The 12016-nt window shown below is 32.0% G+C and carries 14 protein-coding genes and 2 other annotated features; all 14 genes read left to right on the top strand.

Features of this window, described 5'->3' with window-relative positions:
* The first annotated feature begins 51 nt into the window (after positions 1-51).
* Positions 52-283, top strand: a binding site (T-box leader).
* A 66-nt stretch (positions 284-349) separates the two neighbouring features.
* Complete coding sequence (gene tyrS / locus CN514_RS04770; RefSeq protein WP_098231611.1) at positions 350-1618, top strand: tyrosine--tRNA ligase; 1269 nt, start codon at positions 350-352, stop codon at positions 1616-1618.
* Positions 1606-1848, top strand: a binding site (T-box leader). It overlaps the preceding gene by 13 nt.
* A gap of 183 nt (positions 1849-2031) precedes the next feature.
* Positions 2032-2493, top strand: coding sequence for a GNAT family N-acetyltransferase (locus CN514_RS04765; protein WP_098231610.1), 462 nt, complete (start codon positions 2032-2034; stop codon positions 2491-2493).
* 17 nt (positions 2494-2510) lie between these two features.
* Positions 2511-3890 carry a Na+/H+ antiporter NhaC gene (gene nhaC, locus CN514_RS04760; RefSeq protein ID WP_098231609.1) on the top strand — a complete coding sequence of 460 codons (1380 nt, stop codon included), beginning with the start codon at positions 2511-2513 and terminating at the stop codon, positions 3888-3890.
* A gap of 58 nt (positions 3891-3948) precedes the next feature.
* The gene (locus CN514_RS26370) at positions 3949-4083 is read left to right on the top strand and encodes a hypothetical protein (RefSeq protein ID WP_097979132.1); all 135 of its coding nucleotides are present in this window, start codon (positions 3949-3951) and stop codon (positions 4081-4083) included.
* A 203-nt stretch (positions 4084-4286) separates the two neighbouring features.
* A complete protein-coding gene (locus CN514_RS04750) occupies positions 4287-4868 on the top strand; it encodes a YdcF family protein (RefSeq protein WP_098231608.1) in 582 nt (193 codons plus the stop codon).
* 131 nt (positions 4869-4999) lie between these two features.
* Positions 5000-5371 (top strand): hypothetical protein, encoded by a 372-nt coding sequence (locus CN514_RS04745; RefSeq protein WP_286141568.1) that lies wholly within the window; start codon positions 5000-5002, stop codon positions 5369-5371.
* 161 nt (positions 5372-5532) lie between these two features.
* Entirely contained in the window at positions 5533-5793 is a 261-nt protein-coding gene (locus CN514_RS04740; RefSeq protein ID WP_098231606.1) for an ArpU family phage packaging/lysis transcriptional regulator, read from the top strand.
* A gap of 45 nt (positions 5794-5838) precedes the next feature.
* Positions 5839-6246 carry a hypothetical protein gene (locus CN514_RS04735; RefSeq protein WP_098231605.1) on the top strand — a complete coding sequence of 136 codons (408 nt, stop codon included), beginning with the start codon at positions 5839-5841 and terminating at the stop codon, positions 6244-6246.
* Positions 6247-6814: 568 nt separating this feature from the next.
* Complete coding sequence (locus CN514_RS04730; protein ID WP_098231604.1) at positions 6815-7918, top strand: spore germination protein; 1104 nt, start codon at positions 6815-6817, stop codon at positions 7916-7918.
* 1078 nt (positions 7919-8996) lie between these two features.
* On the top strand, positions 8997-9422 hold the full coding sequence (locus CN514_RS04725) for a hypothetical protein (protein ID WP_098231603.1): 426 nt from the start codon (positions 8997-8999) through the stop codon (positions 9420-9422).
* A 200-nt stretch (positions 9423-9622) separates the two neighbouring features.
* Complete coding sequence (locus CN514_RS04720; protein ID WP_098231602.1) at positions 9623-10081, top strand: 2-thiouracil desulfurase family protein; 459 nt, start codon at positions 9623-9625, stop codon at positions 10079-10081.
* 278 nt (positions 10082-10359) lie between these two features.
* Complete coding sequence (locus CN514_RS04715) at positions 10360-10872, top strand: DUF3189 family protein (RefSeq protein WP_098231601.1); 513 nt, start codon at positions 10360-10362, stop codon at positions 10870-10872.
* A gap of 259 nt (positions 10873-11131) precedes the next feature.
* Positions 11132-11431, top strand: a complete 300-nt coding sequence (locus CN514_RS04710) for a helix-turn-helix domain-containing protein (RefSeq protein WP_098231600.1) — start codon at positions 11132-11134, stop codon at positions 11429-11431.
* Positions 11365-12016 (top strand): IS3 family transposase (locus tag CN514_RS04705; protein ID WP_176525795.1); only part of this gene is annotated, 652 nt, incomplete at its 3' end. The genes CN514_RS04710 and CN514_RS04705, both read left to right, overlap by 67 nt.

The raw sequence follows: 12016 nt of genomic DNA, 5'->3' as shown, positions 1-12016 counted from the left end.
TATTTGACTTAAACGTTTTATTTGTGATATAAATGTTTCATAACATTTTAATAGTGAGCGTTGAAAGGCTTAGTAGTGTGAATGGTATTGGATCAGAGAGCTAATGGTTGGTGAGAATTAGCACAGACATTGACATGAATTACACCCTGGAGCATTCTTTTTCGAAATTTGTTTAATTCAAATTAGGATTAGAACGGTTAACAGCCGTTAATTGTATGAGAGGTAGCTAGTTTTATTAGCTACAACTAGGGTGGTACCGCGATTATAATTATTCGTCCCTACTGTTTATCAGTAGGGACTTTTTATTTTGTTTAAACGACGTATAGAGCATAGAAGGGGTGGGGTAAAAATGGAAAATATCTTACAAGATTTAGAATTTCGTGGATTAATTAATCAAATGACAGATGAAGAAGGTCTACAAAAATTATTAAGCGAAGAATCTGTTTCATTATATTGTGGTTTCGACCCAACTGGTGATAGCTTACACATTGGTCACTTATTACCAGTGTTAATGTTAAAGAGATTTCAAGTTGCAGGTCATAAACCGATTGGTGTAGTAGGTGGAGCAACTGGGATGATCGGTGATCCAAGTGGTAAGAAGACAGAACGTACGTTAAATACTGCTGATACAGTAAAAATGTTCAGTGAACGAATTCGTACACAATTATTACCATTTTTAAACTTCGAAGGTGAAAATGCTGCTAAAGTAGTTAATAACTTTGATTGGACAGGCGAATTAGATGTTATTACATTCTTACGTGACATCGGTAAAAACTTCGGATTAAACTACATGCTGGCTAAAGATTCAGTTGCATCTCGATTAGAAGCAGGTATTTCATTTACTGAATTTAGTTACATGATTTTACAATCATATGATTTCTTAAAATTATACCAAGACCATAACTGTAAATTACAAATTGGTGGTAGTGACCAATGGGGTAATATTACAGCAGGTATGGAATTAATCCGTAAGACAGAAGAAGATTCAAAAGCTTTTGGTCTTACAGTACCTTTAGTGACAAAAGCTGATGGTTCTAAATTTGGTAAAACAGAAGGCGGAGCAGTTTGGTTAGATCCTGAAAAAACAACTCCATACGAATTCTACCAATTCTGGATTAATACAGATGACCGTGATGTAGTTAAATACTTGAAATACTTTACATTCCTATCAAAAGAGGAAATTTTAGATCTTGAGAAACAATTTAATGAAGCACCTGAACAACGTGTTGCTCAAAAAGCATTAGCTGCTGAAGTAACAAAACTAGTACACGGTGAAGAAGCTCTTGATCAAGCAATTAAAATTACAGAAGCACTATTTAGTGGATCTGTAAAAGAATTAACGGCTGCTGAAATCAAACAAGGTTTTAAAGATGTGCCTTCATTCAATTTAAGTGAAACAGAAAAAGGATTAGTAGACTTACTAGTTGAAGCGAAAATTTCTCCATCAAAACGTCAAGCACGTGAAGATGTACAAAACGGTGCGGTTTATGTAAATGGAGATCGTATACAGGACGTTGCAACTGTGTTAACTAAACAAGATGCAATTGAAGAGCAATTTATTATTATCCGTCGTGGTAAGAAGAAATACCACTTGGTTACATTATCGAACAAACAGTGAACGAAAAAGCAGTAGTTTGGTTGGAAGTAGTCCAGAGAGCGAGTGGTTGGTGAAAACTCGTCTAAACAATCAAATGAATTACATTTCGGGAGTTTTCTTTTCGAAGTTAGTTGAACTAATGGAGGGAAGGACGTAAATCTACGTTACAGATTCGAGTGATAAGGATTTTTACTAGTAATAGTATTTATTCTTATAACTAGGGTGGTAACGCGATCGAGGTCGTCCCTATTTTTAATAGGGCGGCCTCGATTTTTTATTTGCACTTTAATAGGTATAAATTGGCAGCGATGATCCTTGCTCGACGTAGTAGCCAATTCTAGGAATAAAGTATAAGTGCAACTACGTCTCTGTCATCGCCTTAAAGGCTCGTCAATCACGAGTTTTCTTTATCTTTTTTTGAAAGGGTGAAAATTATGGAGATATTTGCAACGAAAGATTACCGAATATTGGCAAAACTTAATGAAGATGTACAAAATTTACATGCTGAATTGTTTCCAGATTTTTTTAAGGTTCACAATCTAGCGGAAATAACTGAGTTTTTCAAGAGTGTAGTTGATAAACCAGATCATCATTTTTTCGTTGTTAAAGATATTGAAGAATTGGTCGGATATGCTTGGATTGAAATAAAATATATACCTGAAGGACCGATTAAAAAGGCTTTTCGGCTAGGATATGTTCATCAAATATGTATTAAAGAAGAAAAAAGAAATAAAGGATACGGTTCATTCTTAATCCATAAAATTGCTTCATTTGCTCGTGAGAATAATCTTTTTAGAATTGAGCTAGATTATTGGATCGACAATAAAAATGCAAGAAGCTTTTATGAGAAACTAGGGTTTGTAAAGTTTCGTGAACACGTATATATGGATGTATAAATAAGGGAGAGTATAAAATGAAAAATATTGAATTAGGTGCGTTAATAATACTGTTTGCAGCTATTATGTCTAGTTGTCTAGTTATATTAAAAACAGATCCACAAATTCCACTTTTATTATGTGTTGTTTGTTTAGCAGTTTTTGGACTTTTTAAGGGATTTAAATGGGAACAGATTGAAAATGGTATGAAAAAGGGAATTCATAATGGTTTGTCTCCTACATTAATCTTAATGATGATCGGTCTATTAATCGGTTCTTGGATGCTAAGTGGTACAGTACCTACATTATTATTTTACGGAATTTCTGTTCTTTCAGCTAAATGGTTTGCTATTAGTGCAATTTTTATTACAATCATTGTTGCTAGTTTTACAGGTAGTACTTTTACAACAATCGCTACTGTAGGTGTAGCGTTAATGGGTATTGCACATATTATGGGGATTCCACCAGCAATTGCAGCGGGTGCGATTATTAGTGGAGCGTGTTTTGGTGATAAGATGTCACCGATTTCAGATACAACGAATTTCGTTCCAAGTATTTTAGGAATAAAGGTTAATGAGCATATTCGACACATGGCATATACAACAATTCCAGCATTAATTGTTACAGTTATTTTATTCTTAATCATCGGTATGGGTCATGGAAATACAGATATGGCGCAAGTTACAGAAATGAAAAAAGCAATTTCATCTAGCTTTGAAGTGAATCCGTTATTATTAATCCCATGTTTAATTGTTTTTATTATGGCATTTAGAGGTTTTTCAACTTTACCAACGATGTCGGCTGGTATTGTTAGTTCATTAGTTTTAGCATTTTTCATTCAAAAGGATATTACGCTTGGAAAAGTATTTACAACATTACAAAATGGATTCCAAACTGATACTGGAAATGAAATGCTTAATTCGATTGTTAACCGCGGAGGATTACAATCGATGATGTGGTCTGTGTCATTAATTTTTATTGCACTTGCTTTAGGCGGATTATTACAAGAGCTACGTGTATTCGAGACATTAATACAGTCATTATCTAATTTGAAACGTAAAGGGAATATTGTTATTGCAAGTACATTATCTGCAATGAGTGTAAATCTTTTAACAGGTGAACAATACTTATCAATTCTACTTCCTGGGCAATTATTAAAGGATGTATTTATCAAAAAAAATATTCCGCTTAAAAACTTATCACGTGCATTAGAAGATGGTGGAACACTGTTTAATCCAATTGTTCCTTGGAGTGTAAGTGGAGCATTTTTTGCTTCAACATTAGGAGTACCTGTTATTGATTACTTACCGTTTTCATTCGTATTATTTATTACACCATTATTCAGTATGTTAGCCGCTTTATTGGGTAAAGGATTAGAAGTTGAAAATAAAGGTGAAAGTTCAAGAAAAGTCGCATAAACAAATTGTTTCTACGTAAACTAGTTTTTGTACGAACTGGTTAATGGAGGGAAAGAAAATGAGTCATGCAGCAGGTGGTTCAAAGAAAAATCGTCCTAGTGATGCAAATCATGTAGATGCAAAAACGAAAGCTCATCAAAAGAGGCTTTCGAAGGATCAACATAATCCAATGGGCGATAAGTATCCTAGATAATTGAATAAATAATTTTGAAACAATCCCTTATATGAAAGAAAGGACATCCATTTCTTTCATATAGGGGATTTTTTATTTGCAGTCTAACTTTTTTATGAGGAATAATGTTAAACATTTGTGGAATATTCCAAATTTTAGTGAAATCCACTTAATTATTCGATAAAATAAAATTTAAAGTAATTTTATTTAAGGAGATAAAGGTAATGAGCTTTTTTAAAATAATTACATATACAATTATTATTGGGATACTAAGTTATGTATTCTGTATCGTTTTTATCGGTGTAAATAGCTTTTTACAATATCAGCATAAAGTACCTAAAAACGCCGATTATGTTATTGTGTTAGGTGCTGGTTTGAAAAAGGATAAGCCAACTAGAGCTTTACGTTATCGAATTGAAACAGCAGCTAAATATGCTAAGGAAAATAAAAGTGCAAAAATTATTGTTTCAGGTGGAAAAGGAAACGATGAATTGATATCAGAGGCTGAATGTATGAAGGTTGAATTAATCAAATTAGGAATTGAAGAAGATCGAATTGTGAAAGAAGATTTATCAACAAATACATACGAGAATATGAAATTCTCCAAAAAACTTATAAACAACGATCAAGCTCAAGGAGTCGTTGTTTCAAATGATTATCATTTATTTAGATCTTTAAAATTGGCTAAAAAACAAGGGTTAAATGTAGTCGGTCTTCCTGCAAAAACACCAAAAGTAATCATACCGACAGCATACTTTAGAGAGTGTTTATCTATTTTAAAAGCAGCTTACTATAAACAAATTTAGTTTTAGGCAATCTATCATTTTTATTAAAACTATTATTTAATTTGTACCAATGTCCGTTTCATTTCTACTAATTGAAACATTTTATATTATATGGATTTACTTGTCCAAATAATATGAAAGGAGTGACGTTGATGTCGTCAAAATTTTTATCAACTGGCGTATTAAGAAGACATTCAGATACTCAGTTTTTAACAGTTGAAGCAGTTAATCTTGACCCGGAAGACGCTCGTTCTGTGAGTGTTTTAATGTTTGACTGGTCAAGTGGTTCACCTGTGATTATTCCTATGGCTGACCCATCTACTGTAACAATTTCACCAAATCAATATAGAACATTTAGATCTTTCCAACTTTCACCAGTTTTATTCGCTTATGAAGTAAGAATTCTTCATCCGAAAGATCGTGATGTTGTAGTAAATGTATTTGGACTTAGTGACATTGCATTTAATCCTCAAGAAGGTAATAATGCACTGCAACATGACTTAGCGGTAGTGAAATTAAAATAATATAAAAGTTTATTTTAATACACCTCTCATTTCCGCATAAGTAGCCCTTCGAGTAAAGTCGAGGGCTTTTTTTATGGTATAAAATAATAAAAAAAACCACAACCAAATTGAAGTGACCCCATAAAGTTTTAAGAGTTGCAGTACAAAATAAAGATGAACAAATAGCTGAAGGTATTGTAAATCCATTTCCTAAGATCGTTGATAAAGAAAAGGAAAAGCGATTTAAAGTAAAGCAAATGGAACGAGCATTGGAATATGCATTAGATGATATTGAACGTGAGATAATCGAAAAGAAATACCTGTCACCAAATAGAATAAAAGACATTAATATTTATCCAGAACTTGGATTAAATAAGGATCAATTCTATGAATATAAAAGACAAGCAATCTTTTCAATCGCTGAAGCACTCAACATTGTTTGAGTGCTTTTATTTGTAGGTAAAAGTTAAAATGATTCTATTAAGTCAGTGGAAAAACGAAAAAAATTAGAACAAGCATTGATTATAAAGGAAGAAAAAATATCCCAAATACAAAAAATGGAAACAAAATTAGAAGAAGAATTTAATAATTTAGGAATAAGGTCTGAAATTTATTCGTTAGATGTAAAAGCTGGTGAGAATTTAATCCAAAATCACAAAGCATTTATTAAAAAATTAGAGAACGATAAATATTTAACAACTCATAAAGAGATGAAAGACTTTAAAAGACTCGAAATAGCTTACGCTAATTCTTCTTTAAATGTCGATAAATTCTTTATAGATAAATTATCTCTAGCTCGGAAAGAACAAAAAGTTACAACGTTTGATGAAGAGCAAATCAAAAAACTTATAGAAATAAGAAAGAAAATAAAAAAAGGTCAATTCGATTCAAAATAAATATTATAGTGATGAGCAGAAAAAAATCGCAGTAGATAAAGAAAATAATGAAAATACGATTATTACTTACTTTGTTAATGCAGTTAAAGATTTTAATCGCCAGCAAAGAGCAGTCGAAACGTACGATACTGTAAAGGTTTTAGACGCTTTTGCAGGTGATATAACTGATGAAAAGGTGTATGTTAAGTCGGGAAAACGTTGTTATATCAACGTTTTTATTAAAATCGGAAATTACTCGAAATGGATTTTACAACCGATTTTAAAAACGAACTAATTTCGGAATGAACACTGATTTTACAACTGAATAGTAAGTACTTCTTGATAATAGCATTAAAATCTTTTAATTTTATACAAGTTTTTATACAAAAAAAGACGGGAAATAAAATAAGTAATGCTCTTGGAAGGCTTGCTATTATGTAAACTTCATATGAATACAATATGCATAATTTTAATTCTTTTTTGGAAATGTAAAATTGTACCGTTTATTAAGAAGAAATGTGGAAAAATGAGAAGTAATGAGCCTTCAGAAAGTAGTAATCCTGAATTGTGAATAAGGAAGTGACCTGCGATGATTACTAGCCCCAAAGACAGTATTACAACAATTCAAGTAGTTGTTATCATTATCAATTATATACTTGGAACGGGAATTCTGACCTTGCCACGAGTAGCTACAGAGAAAGTGAAAACACCAGATACCTGGTTAACTGTAATTTTAGGCGGGCTGATTGCGATGGTGGCAGGAGTTATTATGGTCAAATTAGGACAACGGTTTCCAGGAAAAACCTTTTATCAATACAGCCAAGAAATTGTAGGGAAATGGATGGGTAAGTTACTAAGTCTAATCCTTGTATGTTATTTTGTAATGATGGGTGGATTTCATATCTGTGCATTAGTAGAAGTAACAAGTTTATTTTTGTTGAAAGGTACCCCAACTTGGGCCATCGCGATGCCATTTATGTGGATAGGTCTCTATTCAATTATGGGCGGCATAAATCCGATTGCCCGTCTGTTTGAAATTATTCTCCCTATTACGGTCGGCGTTTTTTTGGTGGTTACTTTTATGAGTTTTAAAATATTTGAAGTGGATAATCTGCGCCCGGTACTGGGGTTGGGGATCATGCCCGTACTTAAAGGAATCAAAACAACGGCTCTCTCATATATAGGTTTTGAAAGCCTGTTGATTATAATGGCGTTTATGAAACAGCCAAACCAAGCAGTAAAAGCTGTTTTAGTTGGAATTTTCATCCCACTGATCTTTTACTTGATAACTATCGTAATGGTCATCGGTGGACTATCCGTCGATGGTGTGGTAACCAAAACTTGGCCAACGATTGATCTCATGCGAAGTTTTGAATTGCCTGGTTTGCTATTTGAACGGTTTGAGTCTTTGTTGCTTGTAATATGGATTATGCAAATGTTTACTTGCTTTAACGTTAGTCATTATGCTGCTTCTTTGGGGCTTGCCCAACTCTTTAAAAAAAACATTCATCCATTTATGTTTTGCTTGCTTCCGGTTATTTATATCATTTCCATGACCCCGAAAAATACGAATGACCTATTTAAACTTGGGGATACGATGGGCAATGTTGCGTTTTTTTTATTTGGTATACAACCGCCGCTACTTCTGCTTGTCTTAAAATTGAAAAAGAGGAAGTATAAAGCAAAATCATAACAAAGTATGGTTTCTTTTAGTCTTACTGTTAGTTTTTTTGCTTCTGTCTCTTATAAGGTGTTAGAACAACAACGAAATTGTTGTATTAAACTTAAGGCGAAAAGTTTTAAAGTGGAATGGAATGAATTCACAGAAGATGCCTGGTACGTTTGATCGCTATGCAACTAACTCATGCAATAGTTGTATTAGAAAACTAATAGTTACAGGGTTAATTTTCCTGTTGATATAATCTCCACAATTTAATTAATATTAATTGATGTGGGATTATTATGAGAAAGGAAATACCTTTAAAATGAAAAATGTTGTTTTCCTTTTTGTTGGATTTTTAGTTTATCTTTTATTAACAGAGAGTTATGAATCACATTTTCAAACTTCAGGGTTAAGCTCTGCTATAATTTTTCTTTTATCAATGGCTGTTTTTTATTTTTTAAACCGCGTATTCGGGAATAAAAAATAAAAAGGATACATTGTTTATTGAACTAACGCAGTACTTTTGTTGAATAACATGATCGGCTGTATAGTCGAGCAAGGAATAATTTTGTTATAAAGGCTAATTAACTAGGGAGAAAATCCAATACATTAACTTTTAATATAATATATTGTATTAAGCAAATCTTCTTTGCCAATATCACCTAAAAAAAGAGACCAGTTCTCTTTTTTTATTTTAATCATCAAGTTTTTTAATTACCCAACCACAAAATATAATAAATAAAAAACAACCAATTCCTACCCAGAGCACTAACATTTTATCATCCTTTACCGATAACAAATTAACATAAAACTAATATTACTTACACTAGGGGGAAATTTCATCAAGCAAAATAAAAATCTTCTCTTATGCAACTAAAGCATGCGTTAGTTTAACAACAAGAACGGCTGTTTAGTCGATTTTTTTATTCAACAAATGGCAGTATAGTTGAACAAGGAAATCAATTTTATTTATAGAAGAGTTAATCTTATATGTGCTATATTCATTGAGTTAAAGAGGGATATAATGTACAACTTTTTTCAACTACATACTGAAAACTTTGATGAATGCAGGAAAACTATAAAAAATATTTTCTAGATGTACCAAGATATGATTAGAAGCTATGGAGGATTTGGGCATAATATTGATTTTGAAACAGTTAATTATGAAAAATTCATATTAGTTGAGATAATCGACGAAGGAATGAATGGTTTTAATGAAGAAGTTGAAATGTTAAGACAAGGTTCTTTAGTAGCCTTATGTTGTGAAGTCCATGATATGCTAGATGAAATGCGAAGAGATGACAGGGTATACAACTTTATTAAAGGATTAATTACAATTCCTGAAATTAAAAAAATGCCATTTGAAAGTGATGTATTATCCTCTATGTTATTGGCATTAGAAGAAAAACCTGGTGATTATTGGGAAACTTTAGAATTTGGAACACTTTTTTCAAAAAATCTAGAAAATGTTTATAAAAAATTTGTAATTAATTATTTTAAGCGTTTGTTAGTAGAAAGTGAAAGTCGATTCTGAATACAAAATATTTTAATTCTTATTCAACTAAAGCAATGCGTTAGTTGGTATAAAATCACAAGTCGTAAAAATGGGATGCAACACAACCAACAGGTAAATTGTTAAAGAGGATGATCGCTGCGGCGATCTATTTGCATATTGAACATGGTAATATTTGATAAAATTTATTAAACAGGAATTATTCTTAAGGGGGATTGTAAATGATTTTGGTGAGTTCTTGTTTAGCAGGTTTAGAGGTAAGGTATAACGGCACGCATTGTTTAAATAATAAAATAAGTAAACTAGTAGAAGAAAATAAAGCTATTAGAATATGTCCAGAATTACTTGGAGGATTTTCAACACCCAGAGAGCCTGCTGAAATAATAGGTGGAAACGGAGAAGATGTACTTGATGGAAAGGCTAAAGTAGTTGATAAATCTGGCAAAGATGTTACTCTACTTTACATAAAAGGAGCATATGTTGCACTCGAAAAAGCTAAAGAAATGAATGCGACTATGGTGGTTCTTAAGGAAAATAGCCCATCCTGTGGTAGTTCAAAGATTTATAATGGTGATTTTATAGGTAAAAAAATTGAGGGGATGGGAGTTACTTCTGCTTTACTTACAAGAAATGGATTTAAAGTAATTTCAGAAGAACAATTCTCTGAAACCTTACTTTAAAAATATTAATAAATTTATTACTACCGAACCGATTAACCAATCCAAGATCCTCATAAACTTTATACCATACTAACGCTTTATTATTAAAAATAATAAACGATGGAATTAACCTTGTTGAACTAACGCGTGCTTTAGTTCAATAAGTTCATGATTTGCTTCTGCAACTCTTTTTTTATTGCCATAACTGACAGGATAGTTCTGTAAGAAACTGAAGGTCGTATTGGAAATAGAATAAAAGCCCATAATATCAATAGATAAAATGATAAAGGAGAAATCCTATGATTTATATTTATAATGATTATGGTGGAACGCATACGACTTCTATGGCTGCAGCATATCATTTAAAACAATTACCTCAGTCAGATAGAAAACTAACATCTGAGGAAATATTAAATATAGAATATTTTAATAAATTAACAAAAAAGGATTTTGGAAAGCTCATTTTTCATGGGAAAGATGAAGATGGCAACTCTGTTTATACAATTGGTCGAAAAAGGAACAAACTTCTTGTTCCTGCACTAAAAGAATTGACTTTACTTCTACAAAATAATTTTCATTTCAATGAAAAAATAGTATTCTCAAACACTTCACCAACGGTTCCAATTGTTATGTCATTTGGGGGATTTTTCTCGAGAGGATTGAAAATTGACTTTATAGGTGTACCATTATTAATAATAGGTGCTAAACAATGCTGTGATAATATCTACAGGTTGGTCGAACACACGAAACATATTGGTCATACTTCTTTTAATGAAAACGTAATTATTTTAGATAATGAAACGTTTAAGTAAAATATCCTTTCTTGTTCGACTAACGCCTGCATGAGTTGAATATCAGCTACCAATTGAGGTGGCTTTTTCTTATTTGACTAAATGGCAGAATAGTTGAACAAGAACCACTTTAATTTCGCTTGAGTATTGTATGTAAATCTAGTTTACATACATACCGTTATCGGCAATAAAAAAAGGACCTTCCAGACAGGCTGCACCCCTTAAAGTAGATGTTGAAAAACCCACAGTTGGGCAACATTGATTTTAAGGGGTGTTTTTTATGGCGAAAAAAGGTCAAAAGTTTCACAAATATAGTATGGAAATCAAGTCTGATGCTATTCGTTTAAAGGAAGAGGGATTTTCATTTCGACAAATAGCTGACAAATTAAATATTGTGAGTAGTGATACGGTTGTTACATGGTGGAGGAAGTATCAAAGAGATGGTCATGCATTTCACTTAGATAATAGGGGTCGCAAAAAGGAATATACAGATCAAGAGCGTTACATTAAGAAATTAGAATTAGAGAATGCCGTTCTAAAAAAGTTTCAGGAAATTTTAATGAAGGAGGGAAAAAGTTAAAGTTCCACGTAGTAGATAGTCTAAAGGATCAGTTCAAGGTAGAGGATTTATGTAAATTTCTTGGTGTATCTCAAAGTGGCTATTATAAGTACAAAAGGTTGATAAAAGAGAATAAAGATGGAGAATTAAAAGAGTTAATTCTAAAATTATATGAGGGTTCGGATAAACAATGGGGCTATCGATATATACACATGGAACTCGTTGAAGAATATCAAATGAAAATTAATCATAAACGAGTATACAGACTTTGTAAGGAGCTTGGGATACAATCAATTATTAGGAAAAAGAGAAAATATCCTAACTATAATAATTATCGATTAAAAGAGCCAGAAAACATAGCTCCTAACCTATTAAATAGAGATTTTACAGCTAATAAACCAAATCAAAAGTGGGTTACAGACATAACTACCTTCCAAGTAGGAGAAGAGAAGTTACACTTATCAGCAATATTAGATGTATTTAACAATGAAATTATTGCATATGAAATGAGTAAAAATACACCGACTTTATTCGTTATAAAGACAGTATATCAGGCAGTACAAAAAGAAAAGGATGTGCAAAATGTTATTCTCCACAGCGACAGGG

This window comes from Bacillus sp. AFS001701, assembly GCF_002559405.1.
In the GTDB taxonomy this organism is placed as follows: domain Bacteria; phylum Bacillota; class Bacilli; order Bacillales; family Bacillaceae_G; genus Gottfriedia.
The sequence above is the reverse complement of the archived record's forward strand: the minus strand, read 5'-3'. Positions and strand labels throughout refer to the sequence as shown.